Consider the following 22,218-nt stretch of genomic DNA (forward strand, 5'->3'; position numbering starts at 1 on the left):
GATGGCTCGTCGCCTCCGCATCCGGCACACCACCCGGGTCCCCTACGCGCAGCCCGCGAGCTCCTCGCACAACGAGGTGCGGATGACCCCGCTGACCCTGCCGGGGCAGACCACGCTGGACGCGCGGGTCACCGTGCAGCCGGCTACCGCCGTCTGGTCGTACTGGGACTACTGGGGCACCCAGGTCACCGGGTTCGATCTGATCGACCCGCACGAGGATCTGACGATCACCGCGTCGAGTCTCGTGGAGACCTCGGCGCCGGGGCCGCTGCCGGCCGCGCCGGGGTGGGCGGAGCTGGCCGAACGGGCCGCCGGGTCACGGCTGCTGGAGTTCGTGAACCCGACGGGGCGTACGTCGGTGCCGAAGAAGCTGGTGAAGAAGGCGCGGGCCGCCGCGGAGGGGCTGGGGCCGCACGAGGCCGCGGTGGCCGTGTCCGGGATGGTCGCCGACCGGGTGGCCTACCTGCCGGGCGCGACCGGCGTGAACACCTCGCCCGCGGAGGCGTGGGCCCAGCGGGCCGGCGTCTGCCAGGACATCACCCACCTCACCATCGCCCTGCTGCGGGGGCTGGGGCTGCCGGCCCGGTACGTCTCCGGGTACCTGCACCCGGAGCGGGAGGCCGAGCTGAACCGGCCGGTGGCCGGGCAGAGCCACGCGTGGATCGAGTACTGGGCCGGCGACTGGTGCGGCTACGACCCGACGAACCGGGTGCGGGCCGGGGAGGACCACGTGGTGGTGGGCAGGGGCCGGGACTACGACGACGTCACGCCGCACAAGGGGATCTACCGGGGGGTTCCCGGTGGGGCTCCGGAGGTGAGTGTGGAGTTCACGAGGGTCGCGTAGCCGGTCGGGTGCGGGTGCGCGGGGGCTGGTCGCGCAGCTCCCCGCGCCCCTGAAGGGACGCTGCCCAGCCGCGCCCTTCCAGCTACCCAGCTGCGCTCACCCGGCCAGCGTCGGCAAGCGACACCCCGCCCGGCCCACACAACGGCCCCGTTCCCCTCGCAGGGAACGGGGCCGTCGGCAAGGCTTACTTGAGGCCCGCCTCCGCGCAAGCGGTCTTGTACGCGGCCGTGCAGATCTGCGAGATCTTGTAGATGCCGTCCGCGACGACCGTTTCCTTGATCTTGCTCTTGGTCACGGCGTTGACCTGCACCAGCTGGGACGGGATGTTCTTGTTGGTCGGGCTGTCGACGGTGTCCTGGGTGAGCGCGTCGAACTGGATGTCCTTGCCCTGCACCTTGTAGACGGCCATCTGGGCGGCGGCCTCGGCCTCGTCCGGGTACGGCTTGTAGACCGTCATGTACTGCTCGCCGGCGAGGATCCGCTGGATGGCGTCGAGGTCCGCGTCCTGGCCGGTGATCGGCGGCATGGTGGTGACGCCGGCCGCCTTGAGGGCCTTGACCACGCCGCCCGCCATGGCGTCGTTCGCGGAGTAGACGGCGGCGATGTTGTCCTTGCCGATCGAGCCGATCGCCTTGGTGACCTCCTGCTCGGCGATGTCCGGGTTCCAGTCCTTGGTGTCGTAGGAGAGGCCCGCGGTCGTCACCTTGCCGTTCAGCTCGGACATGGCGCCCGTCTTGAACTGCTTGGCGTTGGGGTCGGTCGGCGATCCGTTGATCATGATGACCTTGTCGGAGGTGTCGACGTTGCTGCCGAGGCCCTCCAGGAGGGTACGGGCCTGGACCTCGCCCACCAGCTCGTTGTCGAAGGAGACGTAGGCGTCGATGGGGCCCTCGGCGAGGCGGTCGTAGGCGATGACCGGGATGCCCGCGGCCTTGGCCTTCTTCACCGTGCCGGCGATGGCGTGCGCGTCGACCGAGTCCAGGATGATCACGTCGACCTTCTCGTCGATCATCGTCTGCATCTGCTTCGTCTGCGTGTCGGCGGACGACGCGGCGTTCTGGTAGTCGACCTTGCCCTGCTTGTTGGTGAGCTCGGCGATCTTCGACTTCATGATCGGGTAGTCGAAGTTGGTGTACCGGGTGTTGATCTTGTCCGGCATCAGCACACCCACCGTGATGTCGTTGCCCTTCGTCGGGGTCGCGGACGTCGACGATCCTGTCGCGTTGAGCACGCCGCAGCCGGCAAGCGAAAGGGTCATCGTGGACGCGGCCACAAACATGGCTATACGACGCATACGGGGGCTCACTTCAGGTGCGTTCCGGACGTGGGCTGCTTTGCGACCCAGATGTCTGAAAAGCCAACGCGTACGCCACACCCGGCGTCAAGCGGAACTACTTAACGAGTGCGCAACACCACGCTCCGCTGCCTCTGTGAAGGCGGAGCGGAACCCCCTCCAAACACTCTTTACGGACCCTCCATCCAAAGGGAGTTCATGCGGAGGCAAAGATCAGTACAACCAAGTCGTTTCCTCGCGAGTCGTGATCGTCGACAGCCGCCCCCGGCGCGGCCACACGACCAGAGGATCGAATGAACTCAGCCAGAGGCACCGCGGCCGTCGCCGTGGTGCTCGCCACGGCCGGCACCCTGCTCGGCGGCACCGTCGTGACCGCCTCGGCCGCCACGACCTGTGCGTCCCCCGTCTACAAGCGGCAGTTGTTCACGAACACCACGTTCAAGGGCACGCCGAAGAAGACGGCGTGCGACGCCGTGATCGACGAGAGCTGGAGCGGCGCCCCTGCGTCCGGCCTCCCGAAGGACAACTTCGGGGTGCGGTGGACGGTGACCCGGGACTTCGGCTCCGGCGGCCCCTTCGCCCTCGCCGCCTCCGGCCTCGACGGGATCCGGGTCTACGTCGACGGCGCCCGCAAGGTCGACCTGTGGAAGAACACCACCAGGACCGTGAGCAAGACCGTCAACGTGACCGTCCCGTCCGGCAGGCACACCCTCCGCGTCGACTACGTCAACTGGACCGGCGCCGGCAAGGTCAAGTTCAGCTACACGCCCCGCACGTCGGCCGCCGTCGACAAGGTCAGGCCGCTCACGCCGGCCGGGGTCTCCGCCGTCTACCAGCCCGACGGGGAGGGGACGAACACCCTCGTCACCTGGGCGGCCAACAAGGAGATGGACCTCGCCGGTTACCGGCTCTACCGGCGGCTGGAGGGCTCCGGCAGCTGGACCGAGGTGGCCTCGGCCACCGCCGGCGCCCGCCGGGCCTGGGACGAGACGCCGCCGACCGGGCAGTCGTACTACTACGAGGTACGCGCCTATGACAAGGCGGGCAACCGGTCGGCGGGCTCCGAAGACCAGCTCGTCGTGTCGCAGGACATGACGGCCCCCGCCGCCCCGGTCCTCACCGCCACCGCCGTGGAGGCCTCCAACAACCTCTCCTGGACGGCCCCCGCGGACGCGGTGAGCTACCGGGTCTTCCGCAAGGAGGCCTCGGACACCGCGTACACCAAGCTCGCCGACACCACGGCCACCGGCTACACGGACACCTCGGCGGCCTACGGCGACGCCTACGACTACAAGGTCAGCGCCCTCGACGCGGCGAAGAACGCCCGCTCCTCCGACGTCGTGCGCAGCACCCGCACCATCCTCCCGCCGCAGGACGTGACGGCGACCGTGCCGAGCTACGGCGCGGTGTTCACCTGGACCGAGGCGGCGGGCGGCGACACCGCCGACTACGACGTCTACCGCTCGACGACCACCCCGGTGGAGCTCTCCTACGACAACCTCACCGACTGCCGGAGCCGCAAGAAGAGCACGGACGCGGCCGGCAACACGGTCCGCTCCTGCGTCGACTACGACGGCGACCAGGGCACCACGTACCACTACGTGATGACCCGGCGGAACACCGCGGGCCGCTGGTCCACCGGCTCCGCCGAGATGACCGTCACCCGCCCCGGGGACGAGGTCGCGCCGCCGCCGGTGACCAACCTGACCGCGGAGCCTCTGGAGTACGGCTTCAGGCTGGACTGGGACGACAGCACGGCGGCGGACCTGAAGGAGTACGAGGTCTGGGAGTACTTCTCCTGCTGCACGCCCGACTACCTGGGCACGGTGCCCGCCGGCACCTCCGAGTTCGTGGCCGGCCCGGAGGCGGCCGACGGCGGGTCGCACACGTACGTCGTCATCCCGGAGGACGTCTACGGCAACTACCCCGATTTCACGGGTGCCGACTGGGACGGTCCCGTCTCCCGGGTCACGGCCACCGAGCTCGACCTCAGGCCCACGACCGTCCCCGAGGACACCGCCCCCTGCTCCCTGAACACCTACACGACCCTCGGCGACGAGGGCGGCATGTACATCGACTGCGCCGACTCGGTGGCCACGGAGGCCGCCGGCATCAACGTGTACCGCTGGGACCGGGCGACGGGCACCTACGTCCGGGTGACGGACGTTCCGCTGGCCCCCACCGCCACCCACTACACCGACACCACCGTGCCGCACGGCACGACCGTGTACTACCTGCTCTCGGTCGTCGCTCCCGACGGCTCGGAGACCTTCAGCAACGTGGACGCCAGCGTGTCCCTGCCGAGCGGAGTCTGACCCCCCGAAATGAAGAACACCCTGCAGGCGACGGCCGTGGTGCTGGCCACCACGGCCGGCCTCCTCACCGCCGTCGCCGCCTCCACCGCCTCGGCGGCCACGAGCTGCGCCTCCCCCGTCCTCAAGCGCCAGATGTTCGCGAACACCACGTTCAAGGGCACGGCGAAGAAGACCGACTGCGACAGTGCGATCAGCGAGAGCTGGAGCGGGGCGCCCGCCTCCGGACTGCCCAAGGACAACTTCGGGGTGCGGTGGACGGTGACCCGGGACTTCGGCTCCGGCGGCCCCTTTGCCCTCGCCGCCTCCGGCCTCGACGGGATCCGGGTCTACGTCGACGGCGCCCGCAAGATCGACCTGTGGAAGAACACCACGAAGACGGTGAGCAAGACCGTCAACCTCACCGTCCCCAAGGGCAGGCACACCCTCCGCGTCGACTACGTCAACTGGACCGGCGCCGCCAAGGTCAAGTTCACCTACACGCCGAGGACTTCGGCCACCGTCGACAAGGTCAAGCCGCTCACGCCGATGGACCCGCTGGTGTCCTACGACGGCGGATCCAACACGACGAAGCTGAGCTGGACGAAGAACCAGGAGATGGACCTCGCGGGCTACCGGGTCTACCGGCGGCTGCGGGGCGGCACCAGCTGGACCCGGCTGACCACCACCACCGCGACCTCGTACACCGACGCACCGCCCGCGACCGGTGCCGTCTACTACTACGAGGTGCGCGCCTACGACAAGGCGGGCAACGAATCCGCCGGTACCGCCGACCAGCTGGTCACCAGCATCACGCTGGCCGCGCCGACCGGCCTCGGCTCGTCGGTCACGGACACCACGGCCACGGTGACCTGGCGGGCGGTGCCGGGCGCGGTGAAGTACCGGGTGGTGCGCACCGATGCGAGCGGCGTCGACACGGTCACGGACGTCAACTGGATCTCCTTCAGCGACGACACGCTCAGCCGGAGTGCCACCTACAAGTTCAAGGTGGCCGCGCTGGACGGCTCCGGCCATCTGTCGCCGTACAGCGACCCCACGAGCGTCCACCGGCCGCCCGCCGCACCCCGCGACCTCACGGCGACGGCGGACATCGGTGCCGCGCTGCTGAGCTGGACGGTCAAGCCGGGAGACGGCCGGGAGCACGCCTTCCACGTCTACCGCTCGACGACCCTGCCCGTCAGCACCTCGAGCACGCAGGTGTCGTGCACCACGACCTACACCGAATCCCCCGACTGGTCACGGCGGTACAGCTGCGGTGACTACTCGGCGGAGGAGGGCACCACGTACCACTACATGGTGACGACGGAGGACCAGGTGACCGCCGTGTCCCTCCCCTCGGAGACGGTCACCGTCACCACCCTGGAGTCGGACAAGCCGCCCGCCCAGGTGACCGGCCTGACCGCGACGGCCACGGAGTACGGCGTCGAGCTGGACTGGGACGACAACACCGAGCCCGACCTGAAGCGGTACGTGGTCTACCGGGGCACGGTCCTCGGCGAGGAGGGCGAGGAGCAGGTCTGCTCCGGCTCGGAGTGGGCGTATCTGCCGGCGGGCACCTCCCACTACCGGGACGTGCGGCTGCCGGACGGCGACCACGCCTGCTACTGGGTGAACGCGATCGACAACGCGAACAACTCCAGCAGCTGGCTGGGGCCGGTGTCCGCGGTCGCCGTCGACGAGCTGGACCTGACCCCGTCGGTGGCGACCCCGGAGGGCTCCCCGCTCACCCTGACGGCGGACGCGACCGACTCGGGTGTCGTCCTGGGGTGGAACGCGGTCGGCTCGGCGACGGGCTACCTGGTCTACCGCTGGAACCCGGCCACGCAGGCGTACGAGAAGCTGGCGACCACGACGGAGCTCTCGTACGACGACACCACGGCCGCCCGCGGCACCACCCACTACTACTGGGTGACCGCGCTGTACGCCGACGGCACGGAGTCGGCGCCCGGCGCGGAGTCGGCGATCCTGGAGCCGTGACCGGCACGGAAAGGGCCCGGAGGTTCGGCTGAACCTCCGGGCCCTCGTGCGTCGATCGCGGCTAGTCCTTCGCCTTCTTCGGCCGCCACACCACCAGCGCGCTGGTCTGCTGCACCTCCTGGTACGGGACCAGGTCGCGGCGGTAGGAGGCGTGGACGGCGGCCTCGCGCTGCTGCATCGCGGCCGCCGCGCCGTCGACCGCCGCCTGGAGTTCGGCGACCCGCTGCTGGAGCGCGATGACCTGGTTCTCCAGTTCGATGATGCGCTTGATGCCGGCCAGGTTGATGCCCTCGTCCTGGGACAGCGCCTGCACCTGGCGGAGCAGTTCGATGTCACGGGCCGAGTAGCGGCGGCCCCGCCCGGCCGTGCGGTCCGGGGAGACCAGGCCCAGGCGGTCGTACTGGCGCAGCGTCTGCGGGTGCAGGCCGGAGAGCTGGGCCGCCACCGAGATGACGTAGACCGGGGTCTCCTCGGTCAGTTCATACGGGTTGCGGAAATTGTCACCGCGTCGACGGCCGTCCATCTCTTCATGCTCCCTTCGCGGCCTCGAACAGCTCGGCCCGCGGGTCCTCGCCCGCGGTCGCCTCGCGATACGCCTCCAGCGCGTCACGAGCATTCCCCGACAGGTCCTTCGGAACACTCACCTCGACGGTGACCAACAGGTCGCCACGGGTGCCGTCCTTGCGGACCGCGCCCTTGCCGCGGGCGCGCATGGTGCGGCCGTTGGGCGTGCCCGGGGGCAGCTTCAGGGTGACCGGCGGGCCGCCCAGGGTGGGCACCCTGACCTCGCCGCCGAGCGCCGCCTCGGTGAAGGTCACCGGGACGGTCACCGTGAGGTTGTCGTCCTTGCGGCCGAACACCGGGTGGGTGTCGACGTGGACCATCACGTACAGGTCGCCCGCCGGACCGCCGCGCTCGCCCGGCGCGCCCTTGCCGCGCAGACGGATGCGCTGGCCGTCGGTGACCCCGGCGGGGATGCGGACCTGCATGGTCCGCGACGACTTGGCGCGCCCGCTGCCCTTGCACTCCATGCAGGGGTGCTCGGCGATCAGGCCGCGGCCCTTGCAGTCCGGGCAGGGGTCGGTGAGCGAGAAGCCGCCTCCGGATCCTCGCGCCACCTGGCCGGTGCCGACACAGGTCGGGCACACCCGCGGGGTGCCGTTCTTGTCGCCGGTGCCCGAACAGGCCTTGCAGGGAGACTGCGAGGACATCCGCAGCGGGACCGTGGCGCCCTCGATGGCCTCCGTGAAACTCAGCGTGACCTCGGACTCGATGTCCTGGCCGCGCCGCGGCTGGGTACGGCCGGCGGTGCCGCCGCCCCGGTTGAACAGGCCCCCCAGGACGTCGCCGAAGCCGCCGCCGAAGCCGCCGCCCCCGCCTCCGCCCTGGGCGTTGCCCCCGAAGAGGTCGCCCAGGTCGAAGTTGAAGTTGCCGCCGCCCGCGCCCGGCCCCGGGCGGAAGCCGCCGTTGCCGAAGAGCGCGCGGGCCTCGTCGTACTCCTTGCGCTTCTTGGGGTCGCCGAGGACGTCGTTCGCCTCGGAGATCTCCTTGAAGCGCTCCTCGGCCTTGGCGTTGCCCTTGTTGGCGTCCGGGTGGAACTCGCGGGCGAGTTTCCGGTACGCCTTCTTGATCTCGGCCTCGGTGGCGTCCTTGGGGACGCCGAGGACCTTGTAGTAGTCCTTCTCGATGAAGTCCTTGGTGCTCATCCCCGACGCCCCTCCTCCCACTCGGTACGTATTACGTCAGCCCTCCTCAGGGCCGTTGTCCTTCTCGTCGCCGGCCGCCGGGGCCTCGTCGGCCCCCTCGGCCTTCACCGGGGTCGCCCCCGGCTGCGGTTCGGCGACCGCCACCCGCGCGGGGCGGATGGTGCGCTCGCCGATGCGATACCCGGGCTGCAGGATGGCCACGCACGTCGTCTCGGTGACGTCCGGCGCGTAGCTGTGCATCAGCGCCTCGTGGATCGTCGGGTCGAAGGGCTCGCCCTCCTTGCCGAACTGCTGCAGGCCCATCTTCGCCGCGACCGTCTCCAGCGACTCGGCCACCGACTTGAAACCGCCGACCAGTTCGCCGTGTTCCCGCGCGCGGCCGATGTCGTCGAGCACGGGCAGGAGTTCGGTCAGGAGGTTCGCGATGGCGATCTCCCGGACCGTGATCCGGTCGCGCTCCACCCGGCGGCGGTAGTTCTGGTACTCGGCCTGGAGGCGCTGGAGGTCCGCGGTGCGCTCGCCGAGCGCGGTGCGCACCTGGTCCAGCTGTGCCGTCAGACCGGCGAGCTGTGCGCTGGAGTCCCCGGCCGGGGCCGCCCCCTGAGTGGGAGCGGCCTTCGGCGCGGCGTCGTCGGGGGTGGCGCCGGAGGGGACGTCGGGCTTCTCCTCGAAGCCCGGGGTCTCCTCCGTCACGCGGCACCGTCCTTGCGCTCGTCGTCGACGATCTCGGCGTCCACCACGTCGTCGGCGGCGTCACCGGCACCGGGAGCGGCACCGCCGGCGGCGGCCTGCGAGGCCTGGGCGTCGGCGTACATGGCCTGGCCCAGCTTCTGGGAGACGGCCGCGACCTTCTCGGTGGCGGTGCGGATCTCGGCGGTGTCCTCGCCCTTGAGGTGCTCCTTGAGCTCCTCGACGGCGGCCTCGACCTCGGTCTTGATCTCGCCCGGGACCTTGTCCTCGTTGTCCTTGAGGAACTTCTCGGTCTGGTAGACGAGCTGCTCGCCCTGGTTGCGGGTCTCGGCGGCCTCGCGGCGGCGGTGGTCCTCCTCCGCGTACTGCTCGGCCTCCTGGCGCATCCGGTCGACCTCGTCCTTCGGCAGCGAGGAGCCGCCGGTGACGGTCATCTTCTGCTCCTTGCCCGTGCCGAGGTCCTTGGCCGTGACGTGCATGATGCCGTTGGCGTCGATGTCGAAGGCGACCTCGATCTGCGGGACACCGCGCGGGGCCGGCGGCAGACCGGTCAGCTCGAACATGCCGAGCTTCTTGTTGTACGCCGCGATCTCGCGCTCGCCCTGGTAGACCTGGATCTGGACGGAGGGCTGGTTGTCCTCGGCGGTGGTGAAGATCTCGGACCGCTTGGTCGGGATCGTCGTGTTCCGCTCGATGAGCTTGGTCATGATGCCGCCCTTGGTCTCGATACCGAGGGACAGCGGGGTCACGTCGAGGAGCAGGACGTCCTTGACCTCACCCTTGAGCACACCGGCCTGCAGGGCGGCGCCGATGGCGACGACCTCGTCCGGGTTGACGCCCTTGTTGGCGTCCTTGCCGCCGGTCAGCTCCTTGACGAGCTCGGCGACGGCGGGCATCCGGGTGGAGCCGCCGACGAGGACGACGTGGTCGATCTCGCCGAGCTGGATGCCGGCGTCCTTGATGACGTTGTGGAACGGCGTCTTGCAGCGCTCCAGGAGGTCCACGGTCAGCTGCTGGAACTGGGCGCGGGTGAGCTTCTCGTCGAGGTGCAGGGGGCCCTCGGCGGAGGCGGTGATGTAGGGCAGGTTGATCGAGGTCTCGGTGGAGCTGGACAGCTCGATCTTGGCCTTCTCGGCGGCCTCGCGGAGGCGCTGGAGGGCCATCTTGTCCTTGCCGAGGTCCACGCCGTGGCCGGCCGCGAACTGCTTGACCAGGTAGTCGACGACACGCTGGTCCCAGTCGTCACCACCGAGGTGGTTGTCGCCGTTGGTGGCCTTCACCTCGACGACGCCGTCGCCGATCTCCAGGAGGGACACGTCGAAGGTGCCGCCACCGAGGTCGAAGACGAGGATCGTCTGGTCGTCCTTGTCGAGGCCGTACGCGAGCGCGGCGGCGGTGGGCTCGTTGACGATGCGCAGGACGTTCAGACCGGCGATCTCGCCGGCCTCCTTCGTCGCCTGGCGCTCGGAGTCGTTGAAGTAGGCCGGGACGGTGATGACCGCGTCGGTCACCTTCTCGCCCAGGTAGGCCTCGGCATCCCGCTTGAGCTTCTGCAGGATGAACGCGGAGATCTGCTGGGGGTTGAAGTCCTTCCCGTCCAGCTGGATCTTCCAGTCGGTGCCCATGTGACGCTTCACGGACCGGATCGTCCGGTCCACGTTGGTGACCGCCTGGCGCTTGGCGACCTCGCCGACGAGAACCTCGCCGTTCTTCGCGAAGGCGACGACGGACGGCGTGGTCCGGGCACCCTCGGCGTTGGTGATGACGGTGGGCTCGCCGCCTTCAAGAACGCTGACGACGGAGTTAGTCGTGCCCAGGTCGATGCCGACCGCACGTGCCATGGTGATTTCCTCCAGCTGACTTGAGTGGAACGGACTCAAGTGTGCATCAAGCCTCGCCCTGGGTCAACAGACCTGAGTGGAGCAGACTCAAGTCTTATCCGCTCCTTACACGCAAGTGCCCGCCGACCTGCGGGGATTCTCCACGCCGGGGTTCGTAGACCGGGACCCGAAGGAGTACGAGCACGACACCGAAGGTGACGCAGGCGACGCAGGTGGCACCGGTCCGGCCGACCCAGCCGCCGTGCACGAGCACCGCGACGAACACCCCGGCGAAGGATCCGGCGCCGAGGGCGACGGTCGCCCCCTGCGAGGTGAGCCCGAGGCGCCGCAGCCGGTGCACGAGATGGTCGGGCCCGCGCCGCAGCACCGGCCGCCCGGCGAGCAGCCGCGACAGCAGGACGAGCAGGGCGTCTGCACTCGCGACGGCGGTGAGCGCGAACAGCACACCCGCGCTCGCGACGGGCTCGTGCCCGGTCCGGGTGATCAGCGCCGCCGCGGCCAGCACGAACCCGGCGAACAGCGAGCCGGTGGCGCCGAGGGCGATGCGCGCGGGAGGCCAGTTGTGCATCAGGAACCCGGTGAGCGCGGCCGCGAGCACGCTGAGCAGCACGGCGAGCCCGTCCATCACCTCGGCGGCGGCACAGGCCCCGACCCCGAAGGCGGTCACCACCCCGACGGTCCCGGCCAGCCCGTCCGCGTGGTCGAGCCCCTTGAAGGCGACGGCGACGAAGGCGATCCACCCGGCGCCGAGCAGCCCGCCGGCGGCGCCGAACTCGTCGTACGGCACGACACAGGCGGCCGCCACCGCCGTGCCGAACAGCAGGAACCGCGTCTTGAGCCGGCACACGTCGGCGACCAGCCCGAGCAGCGCCACGGCTCCCCCGGCGGCCACCAGCTCCCCGACGCCGGTACCGAGCGGGGCAACTCCGGTCCAGTCGCCGGCGCAGGCGACCAGGCAGGTGGCGACGACCACGGCGAGACCGCCGAGCCCGGGCACCCGCCGCGCCCGCCTGCGGTCGACCAGCCCGAGCCGCAGGGCGCACGGCTGGATGAGCGCGGCGAGGACGGCGGCGAGCAGGAAGGCGGTGGTGGCGGCGGCGATCCCGTAGAGCACAGGTCCAAATTAGACCTGAATGTAACAATTCTGTACGAATAACACGATCAGGTTGGGGCGTACCGCCCGTGCGGGCCTGAGGCAGACCTCAGCGATCCAGATCACCCCGCACCTGACTACAGTGCGAGTAAAGATGCGGGTAGTCTCAGACCGACTGCATAAGTTACCGCTTAGTAATTTCGGGCACCTTCGCGACGGGAGAAACCTCGCGAAGAACCCCGAAGAGACCCCTCGCAGGCCCGAGGAGCCCCCATGCAACTCGCCGCGATCATCGTGTCGCTGGTACTCGCCGTGGTCGGCGTCGCGCTGTTCAGCCGCGCCATCGCGCAGATCTACCGGTTCGTACGGCTCGGCCAGGACGTCCCGGCGGGCACCCGCACCGACGACTGGACCGCCCGCACCGCCACGGTGATCAGGGAGTTCCTCGGTCACACCCGGATGAACCGGTGGGGCGTGGTGGGCGTCGCCCACTGGTTCGTCGCCGTCGGCTTCTTCTCCCTGGTGCTGACCCTGATCAACGCCTTCGGCCAGCTGTTCCAGGCCGACTGGACGCTGCCGGTCATCGGCCACTGGCTGCCGTACGAGATGTTCGTCGAGTTCATCGGCACGATGACCTCGCTGGGCATCCTCACGCTCATCGTCATCCGGCAGCTGAGCCACCCGCGCCGGCCGGGCCGCAAGTCCCGGTTCGCCGGCTCGAACTTCGGCCAGGCCTACTTCGTCGAGGCCGTGATCCTCATCATCGGCCTCGCCATCATGACCCTGCGCGGCCTGGAGGGCGCCCTCGCCGGCGTGCACGGCTACGAGGCCGCGTACTTCGCCTCGTACCCCCTGGTCGCCGCCTTCCGGGGCACGAGCGTCGACACGCTGCAGAACCTGGTCTACCTCACGGCGATGATCAAGATCGCGACCTCCTTCATCTGGATGATCACGGTCTCCCTGAAGACCGACATGGGCGTCGCCTGGCACCGCTTCCTCGCCTTCCCGAACATCTGGTTCAAGCGGAACGCGACGGGCGAGACCTCGCTCGGCGGCCTGCTCCCGATGACCTCCGGCGGCAAGCCGATCGACTTCACCGACCCCGGTGAGGACGACGTCTTCGGCGTCTCCCAGATCGAGCACTTCTCCTGGAAGGGCCTGCTCGACTTCTCCACCTGCACCGAGTGCGGCCGCTGCCAGTCGCAGTGCCCGGCCTGGAACACCGGCAAGCCGCTCTCCCCCAAGCTGCTGATCATGTCCCTGCGCGACCACTCGCACGCCAAGGCCCCCTACCTGCTGGCGGGCGGCGGCAAGAACGCGGAGGGCGAGGAGAAGGCGAGCGAGGAGGCCCTCAAGGCCGTCCCCGCCGCCGCCCTCGCGGAGGCCGAGCGGCCGCTGATCGGCACCGCCGAAGAGAACGGCGTCATCGACCCGGACGTGCTGTGGTCCTGCACCACCTGCGGCGCCTGCGTCGAGCAGTGCCCGGTGGACATCGAGCACGTCGACCACATCGTCGACATGCGCCGCTACCAGGTGATGATCGAGTCCGCGTTCCCGTCCGAGGCGGGCACGATGCTCAAGAACCTGGAGAAGAAGGGCAACCCCTGGGGCCTGGCGAAGAAGCAGCGCCTGGAGTGGCTCAAGGAGGTCGACTTCGAGATCCCGGTCGTCGGCAAGGACATCGAGGACCTCACCGAGGTCGAGTACCTGTACTGGGTCGGCTGCGCCGGCTCCCTCGAAGACCGCGCCAAGAAGACGACGAAGGCCTTCGCCGAGCTCCTCCACATCGCGGGCGTCAAGTTCGCGATCATGGGCGGCGACGAGAAGTGCACCGGCGACTCCGCCCGCCGCCTCGGCAACGAGCCCCTGTTCCAGGAGCTCGGCATGGAGAACGTCATGGCGCTGAACACTGCGTTCGGCGAGGAGCTGGACGACGACGGCAAGGTGACCGAGGAGTCCCGCAAGCCGAAGTCGGCGAAGAAGATCGTCGCCACCTGCCCGCACTGCCTCAACACCATCGGCAACGAGTACCCGCAGCTCGGCGGCGACTACGAGGTCATCCACCACACCCAGCTGCTCCAGCACCTGGTGGACGAGGGCAAGCTGGTCCCGGTCACCCCGGTCGAGGGCATCATCACCTACCACGACCCCTGCTACCTGGGCCGCCACAACAAGATCTACACGCCTCCGCGCGAGATCATCGCCAGCGTCCCGGGTCTGCGCAACGAGGAGATGCACCGCCACAAGGAGCGCGGCTTCTGCTGTGGCGCCGGTGGCGCGCGGATGTGGATGGAGGAGCGGATCGGCAAGCGCATCAACAACGAGCGCGTCGACGAGGCCCTGTCGGTGAACCCCGACATCGTCTCCACCGCCTGCCCCTTCTGCCTCGTGATGCTGACCGACTCGGTCAACGGCAAGAAGAACGATGGCAAGGCCAAGGAGTCCATCCAGGTGGTGGACGTGGCCCAGCTGCTCCTCGACTCGGTCCGGACCCCGGTGGACCCGGCGGGCGAGACGGAGCAGGAGCCCGCTCCGGAGCCGGAGCCGGTGAAGTAGCCCCTACGGCCATGACGGCGCCCCGTGCCTGTATCGGCACGGGGCGCCGTGGTCTGCCGGGGCAGACGTCATCGGGAGCTCAGTCCGTCACGACCGGCTCCCACCACGAGGAGAGGGTCCTGGCGCTCTCCGGCAACGCGATCTCGTAGGCACGGACGCCGGCCACCAGGGCCAGCGCGTCCTTCGGCTCCGCTGCCAGCCGGAGGCCGTTCAGGCGGGCGAACTCGCAGACGGCGAGCCAGGCGAACTGATAGTTGCTGTGCTCCAAGGGGTCATGGCGCGCCAGCTGCTCCAGCAGTGCCGCGGCCTTGTAGCGCAACGTGGGATAGACCTCGCGCTCCAGAGCCACTGCGGACAGCCGATCGCAGGCGCAGGTCAGAATGCCCAGGTCGGCCACCTGGGGATCGCGCGGCAAGGTCTCGGCGACGGCCAGCAGCTTGGGCAGGTCAAGTGGAATCACCACTCGCCGGGCTCCCGCTCGAAGCCCCGAGCCGCCTCACGCAGGCGGGCCAGCCGGGCGTCGTTCTCCCGGTCGGCCGCGGCGAACGCCTCCGCGTAGCGTTCCACCCCTTCCCGCACGGACCGGCGGAGCAGACGGTCCGCCTCCACCGACTCCGCCATGAGCGTGTCGTGCATGTGTGCCTGAAGGCTCTTGCCCTGTGCCTCCGCACGTCGGCGCACCGCGTCCAGCTCGTCCGCCCGGAGTCTTATCGTCACCGTCTTCATCTCCATGGCTGCAACGCTGGCAATGCAGCCAGCGCACGGTGAAGGTCAAGACCAAAGGTGACGGACAATGCCCGTTCAGGATCGCGCCGTCTCTCCGAGGAGCCGTAGGCGGTCGCGGGGGAAGAGGGGGCGACGCGTCCGCCGCCCCCCAGTGAGCTCCTCGCCGCCCCGGCCTCAGTCGTGCCGGGTGTCGCCGGCCGTTGACCGCGTGCCGTCGCGGCCGACCGTCAACCGTGCCGGCTCGTACGGCACATAGGCCGCCCCGTCCAGGCCGAGCGCGGTGGCGGACCGCTGGAGCGCGTCCGGTGTCGCGGCGTCGTCCCAGCGGCCGGTGTCCACCCGGTTTTCGAGGGCGTGCAGCGCGGCCACGGTCTCGGCGGTGGTGAACGCGCAGTGACCCTGCCGTTCGACGTACGCCTGCCGCAGCAGCGCGCCGTCGCCCGCGGCGCGCACCCGCTCGGCGAAGCGGTTCTCCTGCTCCACCGGGACCAGGTTGTCGGCGGTGGTGTGGACGTCGAGCAACGGCACCTCCAGTCCCTGGCCCGCGGAGGACGTCCGCCGGGCGGTACGGACCGCCGCGGGATCGGCGGTGATCGCGGCGCCCGAGGTCAGCGTCCGCAGGTCGGCGCCCAGGTCGAGACCGGCCGCCGTGTACAGGGCGCGGACCTGGGGCGCGTGTGCGGAACCGGCGAGCAGACCGGCGTAGTCGACGCCCTGGTTCCAGGAGTTGCTGCCGCCGACCGACTGCTCGACGGCGTACCGGCCGCCCTCGACGAACGCCAGGATGCCCTGCGCGAACCAGTCGTACTGCTGGGCCTCCTGGCCCGCCCAGTCGGTCGCGCCGGGCTTCGTCCTCCCGGGCGACCAGGCGGGCAGGTTGAGGAAGGCGGCGGCGAGCGCGATCCGGGCCCGGCCCTGCGGGGTGGCCTGCGCGGCGGTGACCGCGTCGGTGAGCTGCTTCGCGACGGCGGCCGCGGTCGTCCCTGCCGGCCGGTCCGACCCGGGGTCAGCGCACCCGTGCTGTGGTCCCCCGGACGACCAGGGTGGGCGCGAGGACGATCTCGCGGGGCCCGGTGCGGCCCTCGTCGAGGCGTTCCACGGCGGCCGCCACCGCCTGACGGGCCTGTTCCCGGGCGTTCTGGCTGACGGTGGTGAGGTTGAAGCAGCTCAGCCGGGCCAGGGTGTCGTCGTCGTACCCGGCGACGGAGACGGTGCCGGGCACGTCCACCCCGGCCGACCGGAGCGCGGTCAGCAGGCCGATGGCGCCCTGGTCGTTGTACGCCACGACGGCGGTCGGCAGCGGGCCGTCGCCGAGGAGGCGCCGGCCCGTCTTCTCGCCGGTCTCCTCGGTGCTGCCGCCGGGCAGCACCCGGATGTGCTCGTGGAGGCCGTGCCGGCGCATGGCGTCCCGGTAACCGCCGCGCCGGTCGGTGGCGATGACGCCCCTGCCGCCGTCGGCGTAGGCGATCGCACGGTGCCCCAGGCCCGCCAGGTGGTCGACGATCTGGCCCACTCCGTCGTCGTCGGCGGTGCGGACGACGTCGAGGGGGGCGCGGGCGATCCGGCGCCCCACGCTGACGACGGGCGCCCTGCGGTCCAGGTCGGCGAGGCCGGCGGCCGGAGCGACCGGGCCGAGCAGGATCAGCGCCTCGCAGCGGAACGCCAGCAGCGTCTCCACCGCCGTGCTCTCGTCCCGGGTCCGGGTCAGGGCGCTCAGCACGAGGTCGTAGCCGACCTCCTCCGCGGCGACGTGCAGGTGCTCGACCAGCTCCGCGTGGAAGGGGCTGTGCACGTCGACCATGACCCCGAGCAGCCTGCTGCGCCTGCTGGCCAGGGCACTGGCGGTGCGGTCGGGGCGGTAGCCGAGGTCGGCGGCCGCCTTCAGGACCCGCTGCCGGGTGCGCTCGCTGGGACCGGGCACGCCCCGCAGCACCAGGGACACCGACGCCGTCGAGAGACCGACGCGGGCGGCGACGTCCTCCAGCCGGGGACGCGCGGCCGGCCCTCCGGTGCCGCCCGCCGGGACGGCGGAGCCGGGCTGGTCCACACGGCCTCCCGTGGATGCGCGACGCCGGACGACCTCGTCGTCCGCCTGTGATTGTGGTGGGGCCACCGATGGTAGCAGTTCTTAAAACGTTTTAAGCGAGAGGGTCGCCCAGCAGGGAAGTGACCGTACCGAGGAGTAGCGACAGTGAATCTTGCGAAGACTGCGAAGGTGCTGCGGAGGTGCTGCGAAGGCGGTCAAGCGCCGGATATGGATGGCCTGTTGCCCGGCGCACCCCGCTCCGGACCTTCCGTGACGCACGGTCCGCCACCCTCGCGAACTCCCGTCGTACCGGCCTGACCTGCGAGATCCGCCACCCGGCCGCAGGTCTCCGGACGTCGCGCACGGCAGGCTTCAACTGCCTTGTTGTCCTTACGTCTTGACGTACCCCGTCACTGCGCGTTTGCTTCCTTCACACCATCGGTTGCGCATGACGCTCCCCCCATCCGGAAGGCGCCTGATGTGAGCGTTCCTACCCTCCGCGGGACCCCTCTGCCCCGCCTCGCGATCACCCTGGCCGCCTCCGCGTCGGCACTCACGCTCACCGCGTGCGGCGTCGTCGACGGCATCGGCGGCGGCGACAGCTCCGCGTCCCCGACGAAGGGCGACGGCATCACGGTGGGGCTGCTCCTGCCCGACCGGGACACGGCCCGGTTCGAGGCCTTCGACCACCCCATCTTCAAGAAGGAGGTCGCCTCCCTCACGCACGGCAAGGGCAAGGTCGACTACGCCAACGCCGAGGCGAGCAAGGACAAGCAGAGCCGGCAGTTCCAGCAGATGGTGGCCAGGAAGGTCGACATCATCGTGGTGGACGCGGTGGACGCCGCGGCCATCGCACCGGACGTCCGGAAGGCGAAGGACGCCGGCATCCCCGTCATCGCCTACGACCGGCTCGCGCAGGGCCCGATCGACGCGTACGTCTCCCACGACAACGAACTCGTCGGCGAGGTCCAGGGCCGCGCCATCCTCGAGGCGCTCGGCAGCAAGGCGGCGACCAGCAAGGTCGTCATGATGAACGGCGACCCCGCGGACCCGAACACGGGGAAGTTCAAGGAGGGTGCCCTCGCCGAACTCAAGGACAGGGTCCGCATCGCCGAGCAGTACGACACCGACAAGTGGTCGCCCGAGGTCGCCGGGGCGAACATGAAGAAGGCGATCCAGGCCGTCGGCCTGAACAACATCGCCGCCGTCTACTCGGCCAACGACGGCATGGCCGGCGCCGTCATCGACGCGCTGAAGCGGGCGGGCGCCACCACGATCCCCCCGGTGACCGGACAGGACGCGAACCTGGACGCGGTGCAGCGGGTCGTCTCGGGCGAGCAGTACATGACCGTGTACAAGCCGTTCCTGGACGAGGCCACCGACGCCGCGCAGATGGCGGTGTACAAGGTGCAGGGCCGTGACATCCAGTACGACGCGCTGACCCAGGACAAGGTCGACAGCCCGACCGGGAAGGACATCCCCGCGACGCTCGTGCCGGTGGTCGCCCTCACGAAGGACAACATCAAGGACACGGTGATCGACGACGGCGTGTACACCGTCGCCGACATCTGCACCCCGAAGTACCGGTCGGCCTGCGCCGCGATCGGCCTGAAGTAGTCGGGGGAACTCGAAGCAGCCGCGGGAACGGGACGGGCGGGGCGGCGGTCAGGCCGCTGGGCCCGGACGCCCGTGCAGCTCCGTGCGGAACCGCCCCGGAGTGGCTCCGAACTCCCGCTTGAAGGCGTGCGAGAGGGCGTAGGGAGTGCCGTAGCCGACCCGGCGGGCGACGGCGGCCAGGGGCTCCTCGGTGTCCCGGAGGAGCGTCGCGGCGAGGGTCAGACGCCACCAGGTGAGGTACGTCATCGGCGCCCGGCCCACCAGGCCGGTGAACCGGCGGACCAGGGTCGGCCGGGAGACGCCCACCTCGGTGGCGAGGCGTTCGTTGGTCCAGGCGGCGGCCGGGTCCGTGTGCAGCGCGCGCAGCGCGGCGGCGGTGACCGGATCGGTCAGCACGGCCGGCCAGGCACCGGTCGCGCCCTCGGCCATCCAGGACCGGATCATGTAGACGAACAGCAGGTCCAGCAGGCTGGGGACCACCCTGCCCGAGCCGGGCCGCCGCGCCTCCAGCTCCCGGCCCAGCAGGTCGATCGCCGCCCGGAGTTCGGGGTGGCTGCCGACCCGGTTGGGCAGGTGGACGGCCTCGGGCAGCTCCGCCATGAGCGGGTGGGCGTGGCTGCGGTCGAGCCGGTACTTGCCGCACAGCAGCTCGACCCCGCCGTGCGCCTCGTGCTCCCCCTGCGCCGTCCGGTCGTCCGGCCCCTCGCGTCCGGCCCAGCGCTCGAACGGCACCGCGCGCCGCACGGCCGCCGCGTCGGCGGGGGAGTCGGCGAGCACATGCCCCGTGCCGTGCGGGAGCAGCACCGCGTCCCCGGTGCCCAGCGGGACCGGGGCGCCACCGTCGGGAAGCAGCCAGCAGGTCCCCTTCAGTACGACGTGGAAGCCCGCGCCCTCGTACGGAGCCAGCCGTGTGCACCAGGTGCCGCTCACCCGCACCCGGTTGGACGAGGGCTGCCCGACCCTGACGGCCGCGATCGCGTCGCTCAGCACATCCACGGCGGCAGGCTACCCCGCAGGGCTCGGAGATGAGCCGGGCGCGTATTTCACCGAGCCGGATGAGCATTGAGACGCTCACCGACGCTCCCTAGGGTCGATCCCATGGAGAACGAGAATTCCCCGAGCACCCCGACCAGCCCAGCTGGTCCGAGTACCCCGAGCAGCCCGACTGGTCCAGGCGGTCCGCGTACCCGGGGTGAGGGTTCCGGACCCGACGATCCCCGGCGCGAGGGTCTCGTGCAGCGCACCGTGCTGGGTGATGTCGAGGTCGTCCGCGTCGTCGAGTGGCAGGGGCCGTTCACACCGGCCCGCACCCTGGTGCCGCGGTCGTCCGCCGGGGTCTGGGCGGACAACGCGGACTGGCTGGCGCCGGACCACTGGGACCCGGCGGCCGACCGGGCGGTGGTCGCGCTGGGCACCTGGGTGCTGCGCAGCGCCGGGCGGACCGTACTGGTCGACACCCCGGTGGGCAACGGCCGCGAGCGGCCCGGCTCGCCCGGGTTCCACCAGTGGCAGGGCGACTTCCTCGGGCTGCTGGCCCGGGCCGGGGTGCGGCCCGAGGACGTCGACGTCGTCGTCAACACCCATGTGCACGCCGACCACGTCGGCTGGAACACCATCGGCGTCGAGGGCGGCTGGGCGCCCGCGTTCCCCAACGCCCGGTACCTCGTCCCGACCGCCGACGACTTCCACTTCGGGCCGGAGAACGGATACGGGAACGGGGTCCGGGAGGACGACCGGCTCGTATACGAGGACAGCATCGCGCCGCTCCACCGGGCCGGTCAGGCCGTCCTGTGGCACGGCACCCACCGCATCGACGAACACCTCACCCTGGAGTCGGCACCCGGCCACACCCCCGGCTCCTCGGTGCTCCGGCTCGCGTCGGGGAGCGACCGCGCGGTCTTCGTCGGCGACCTGCTGCACAGCCCGGTCCAGATCCTCCGGCCGCAGTGGAACAGCTGCTTCTGCCTCGACCCCGCGCGGGCGGAGGCCAGCCGCCGCCGGATCCTCGAACGGGCCGCGGACACCCGTGAACTGGTCGTCCCCGCGCACTTCGGCGGACCGGGCGCGGTGGAGGTCCGCAGGGCGGGCGAGGGGTACGCACTCGGCCCCTGGGCGGCCTTCGCACCCTGACGGTCGGCAGGTCCCCCGACCGTCCGCGGCGGCGCCGGCCGCCGGCCGCCGGCCGGATCGTCAGGCCGGCGACGCGGCCGGGGTCTCTCCCCCGGCCGGGGGCGCCGCCAGGAACTCCACCACGGCCAGCACGAACAGCAGGCACAGGGCGATGCCGACCACCACCCACCCGGTGGGGTACGGCCACAGCAGGTAGACCAGCACCGCCACGGCCACCAGGACCCAGGTGATCCAGGTGCGGTACCGGCGCACGAAGGGGCCGACCGGGCCGGTGCGCAGTCCGGCGCGGTCGGCGGTGCCGCGTACCGCTCCGATCCCGGACGTCCACAGACCGCGGACCAGCCCGGCGTACCGGCCGGGGCCGGTGAGCCAGGCGGCCAGGGCGACGACGACGCCGAGGGCCACGACCATCCGCACGCCGGTCCGCAGGAAGTGGGTCAGCGCGTCGTAGACGGCGGCCGCCGCGCCCGGGGAGACGCTCGCGGGCAGCCGGTCCAGGTAGAACACGCGGAACACGCGCAGCCCGATGCCGAGCAGCCCGGTGGTGACGGCGACCCCGACGCAGCCCGCCACCAGGGCCCGGCGCCGCCGGACCGCGAGCAGCACCCCGGCGGCGACCAGCAGCACGGCCAGCACGGGCAGCCAGTTCCCGGCGAGCTGGAGCAGCCGTACGTAGGTCTTGGCCTTGCCGACCTGGTCGGACCTGGCGAGGGTGAAGTCGGTGTGGACGGCGGGGATGTGTTCGGCGGGGGTCAGTCCGGCGTCGACGAGCCGCTGCTTGACCTGGTCCACGATCGGGCCGATGTCGAGGGTGACGCTGTCGTCGGTCAGCTGCACCGCGCCGCCGCCGCTGCCGGTGAGGGCCTTGTCGAGGCTGCTGTGGATCCGGCGGTTGGCGTCGGTCCAGACGGTCCGGAACGCGTCGGACGCGGCGACCTCGCGGGCCTTGTCGTGGACGAAGCTGCGCACCGCTCCTTCGAGCGCGTCGCCGAGTCTGCCGCCCAGCGCCTGCTGCAGCCGGGGCCGGTCCGCGGGGGCCACGTCGGCGAGCAGGGCGGGCAGGTCGAGGTGGCTCATGAGCGCGTCGGTGGCCCGGTTGGCCACGGCGTTCTGCACGTCGGGGTCCGAGGCGAGCGGGGCGACCGTGCTGACGTAGCGGTCGGTGTCGCCCACCTGGTCCGCCGCCCATGAGGCGACCACGGCGAGCGGGGCGAGCAGGCAGCCGACGACGACCAGGACGACGGCGAGCAGGGACCTGGCGTGGTGCCGGGGCGGCCGGGCCCGTTCCTTCTCCAGGGCCGCGACCCGGGCCCGCAGTTCCCGGACGTCGTCGGACCGGCCGGCCTCGCCGTCCGCGTGCGCGCTGTCCTCCGTCACCCGTACCTCCAGGTCGCTCCGGTCCTCCT

At 71.0% G+C, this 22,218-nt stretch carries 17 protein-coding genes and 1 pseudogene; 6 read left to right on the plus strand and 12 right to left on the minus strand.

Annotation, left to right across the window (positions count from 1 at the left end; all coding sequences use genetic code 11):
* Position 1: 1 nt before the first annotated feature.
* Entirely contained in the window at positions 2 to 844 is an 843-nt protein-coding gene (locus ABZ887_RS12055) for a transglutaminase family protein (protein WP_361286583.1), read from the plus strand.
* A 184-nt stretch (positions 845 to 1,028) separates the two neighbouring features.
* Here the strand turns inward: ABZ887_RS12055 and ABZ887_RS12060 are convergent, their stop codons facing one another.
* The gene (locus tag ABZ887_RS12060; RefSeq protein ID WP_361286586.1) at positions 1,029 to 2,138 is read right to left on the minus strand and encodes a substrate-binding domain-containing protein; all 1,110 of its coding nucleotides are present in this window, start codon (positions 2,136 to 2,138) and stop codon (positions 1,029 to 1,031) included.
* Positions 2,139 to 2,431: 293 nt separating this feature from the next.
* Here ABZ887_RS12060 and ABZ887_RS12065 point away from each other — a divergent pair, with 293 nt between their 5' ends.
* Positions 2,432 to 4,453, plus strand: coding sequence for a PA14 domain-containing protein (locus ABZ887_RS12065; RefSeq protein ID WP_361286589.1), 2,022 nt, complete (start codon positions 2,432 to 2,434; stop codon positions 4,451 to 4,453).
* A gap of 9 nt (positions 4,454 to 4,462) precedes the next feature.
* On the plus strand, positions 4,463 to 6,427 hold the full coding sequence (locus ABZ887_RS12070; protein ID WP_361286592.1) for a PA14 domain-containing protein: 1,965 nt from the start codon (positions 4,463 to 4,465) through the stop codon (positions 6,425 to 6,427).
* A gap of 61 nt (positions 6,428 to 6,488) precedes the next feature.
* Here the strand turns inward: ABZ887_RS12070 and ABZ887_RS12075 are convergent, their stop codons facing one another.
* The 5 genes from ABZ887_RS12075 to ABZ887_RS12095 all read right to left on the minus strand — a co-directional run bounded on the left by ABZ887_RS12075 (position 6,489) and on the right by ABZ887_RS12095 (position 11,778).
* Positions 6,489 to 6,950, minus strand: coding sequence for a helix-turn-helix domain-containing protein (locus ABZ887_RS12075; protein WP_361286595.1), 462 nt, complete (start codon positions 6,948 to 6,950; stop codon positions 6,489 to 6,491).
* Between the two features lie 4 nt (positions 6,951 to 6,954).
* Positions 6,955 to 8,133 (minus strand): molecular chaperone DnaJ, encoded by a 1,179-nt coding sequence (gene dnaJ / locus ABZ887_RS12080; protein WP_361286598.1) that lies wholly within the window; start codon positions 8,131 to 8,133, stop codon positions 6,955 to 6,957.
* A 36-nt stretch (positions 8,134 to 8,169) separates the two neighbouring features.
* Positions 8,170 to 8,826, minus strand: coding sequence for a nucleotide exchange factor GrpE (gene grpE, locus ABZ887_RS12085; RefSeq protein ID WP_361286601.1), 657 nt, complete (start codon positions 8,824 to 8,826; stop codon positions 8,170 to 8,172).
* On the minus strand, positions 8,823 to 10,664 hold the full coding sequence (gene dnaK, locus ABZ887_RS12090) for a molecular chaperone DnaK (protein ID WP_361286604.1): 1,842 nt from the start codon (positions 10,662 to 10,664) through the stop codon (positions 8,823 to 8,825). Before dnaK ends, grpE begins: the two co-directional genes overlap by 4 nt.
* Before the next feature lie 94 nt (positions 10,665 to 10,758).
* Entirely contained in the window at positions 10,759 to 11,778 is a 1,020-nt protein-coding gene (locus ABZ887_RS12095) for an MraY family glycosyltransferase (protein WP_361286607.1), read from the minus strand.
* Positions 11,779 to 12,030: 252 nt separating this feature from the next.
* On the opposite strand from ABZ887_RS12095, the gene ABZ887_RS12100 reads away from it, so the two are divergent.
* Complete coding sequence (locus ABZ887_RS12100; RefSeq protein ID WP_361286610.1) at positions 12,031 to 14,313, plus strand: (Fe-S)-binding protein; 2,283 nt, start codon at positions 12,031 to 12,033, stop codon at positions 14,311 to 14,313.
* A gap of 79 nt (positions 14,314 to 14,392) precedes the next feature.
* Here ABZ887_RS12100 and ABZ887_RS12105 read toward each other — a convergent pair whose 3' ends face one another.
* From ABZ887_RS12105 to ABZ887_RS12120, 4 genes and pseudogenes are all read right to left on the minus strand, one after another.
* The gene (locus ABZ887_RS12105; RefSeq protein WP_361286613.1) at positions 14,393 to 14,776 is read right to left on the minus strand and encodes a fic family toxin-antitoxin system, toxin component; all 384 of its coding nucleotides are present in this window, start codon (positions 14,774 to 14,776) and stop codon (positions 14,393 to 14,395) included.
* Positions 14,770 to 15,045 (minus strand): hypothetical protein, encoded by a 276-nt coding sequence (locus ABZ887_RS12110; RefSeq protein ID WP_361286616.1) that lies wholly within the window; start codon positions 15,043 to 15,045, stop codon positions 14,770 to 14,772. The genes ABZ887_RS12105 and ABZ887_RS12110 overlap by 7 nt, the downstream gene beginning before the upstream one ends.
* A gap of 168 nt (positions 15,046 to 15,213) precedes the next feature.
* Positions 15,214 to 16,011, minus strand: a pseudogene (locus ABZ887_RS12115) (alpha/beta hydrolase); the annotation flags it as partial.
* 34 nt (positions 16,012 to 16,045) lie between these two features.
* Positions 16,046 to 17,086 (minus strand): LacI family DNA-binding transcriptional regulator, encoded by a 1,041-nt coding sequence (locus tag ABZ887_RS12120; RefSeq protein WP_361286619.1) that lies wholly within the window; start codon positions 17,084 to 17,086, stop codon positions 16,046 to 16,048.
* 489 nt (positions 17,087 to 17,575) lie between these two features.
* Between ABZ887_RS12120 and ABZ887_RS12125 the strand changes: the two genes are divergently transcribed.
* Complete coding sequence (locus tag ABZ887_RS12125) at positions 17,576 to 18,682, plus strand: substrate-binding domain-containing protein (RefSeq protein WP_361286731.1); 1,107 nt, start codon at positions 17,576 to 17,578, stop codon at positions 18,680 to 18,682.
* A gap of 48 nt (positions 18,683 to 18,730) precedes the next feature.
* Here the strand turns inward: ABZ887_RS12125 and ABZ887_RS12130 are convergent, their stop codons facing one another.
* The gene (locus ABZ887_RS12130) at positions 18,731 to 19,678 is read right to left on the minus strand and encodes an AraC family transcriptional regulator (protein WP_361286622.1); all 948 of its coding nucleotides are present in this window, start codon (positions 19,676 to 19,678) and stop codon (positions 18,731 to 18,733) included.
* Positions 19,679 to 19,915: 237 nt separating this feature from the next.
* Between ABZ887_RS12130 and ABZ887_RS12135 the strand changes: the two genes are divergently transcribed.
* On the plus strand, positions 19,916 to 20,812 hold the full coding sequence (locus ABZ887_RS12135; RefSeq protein ID WP_361286628.1) for an MBL fold metallo-hydrolase: 897 nt from the start codon (positions 19,916 to 19,918) through the stop codon (positions 20,810 to 20,812).
* A 60-nt stretch (positions 20,813 to 20,872) separates the two neighbouring features.
* On the opposite strand, the gene ABZ887_RS12140 is transcribed toward ABZ887_RS12135, so the two are convergent.
* A complete protein-coding gene (locus ABZ887_RS12140) occupies positions 20,873 to 22,189 on the minus strand; it encodes a hypothetical protein (RefSeq protein WP_361286631.1) in 1,317 nt (438 codons plus the stop codon).
* Between the last annotated feature and the right edge of the window lie 29 nt (positions 22,190 to 22,218).

Origin of the sequence: Streptomyces sp. NPDC047061 (assembly GCF_040643955.1) — a bacterium.
GTDB lineage: Bacteria > Actinomycetota > Actinomycetes > Streptomycetales > Streptomycetaceae > Streptomyces.

Coding starts and splice junctions, on each gene's coding strand:
- ABZ887_RS12075 (WP_361286595.1), bottom strand. CDS start 6,950: ATGGACGGCCGTCGACGCGGTGACAATTTCCGCAACCCGTATGAACTG.
- ABZ887_RS12055 (WP_361286583.1), top strand. CDS start 2: ATGGCTCGTCGCCTCCGCATCCGGCACACCACCCGGGTCCCCTACGCG.
- dnaK (WP_361286604.1), bottom strand. CDS start 10,664: ATGGCACGTGCGGTCGGCATCGACCTGGGCACGACTAACTCCGTCGTC.
- ABZ887_RS12070 (WP_361286592.1), top strand. CDS start 4,463: ATGAAGAACACCCTGCAGGCGACGGCCGTGGTGCTGGCCACCACGGCC.
- ABZ887_RS12100 (WP_361286610.1), top strand. CDS start 12,031: ATGCAACTCGCCGCGATCATCGTGTCGCTGGTACTCGCCGTGGTCGGC.
- ABZ887_RS12060 (WP_361286586.1), bottom strand. CDS start 2,138: ATGCGTCGTATAGCCATGTTTGTGGCCGCGTCCACGATGACCCTTTCG.
- ABZ887_RS12065 (WP_361286589.1), top strand. CDS start 2,432: ATGAACTCAGCCAGAGGCACCGCGGCCGTCGCCGTGGTGCTCGCCACG.
- dnaJ (WP_361286598.1), bottom strand. CDS start 8,133: ATGAGCACCAAGGACTTCATCGAGAAGGACTACTACAAGGTCCTCGGC.
- ABZ887_RS12110 (WP_361286616.1), bottom strand. CDS start 15,045: ATGGAGATGAAGACGGTGACGATAAGACTCCGGGCGGACGAGCTGGAC.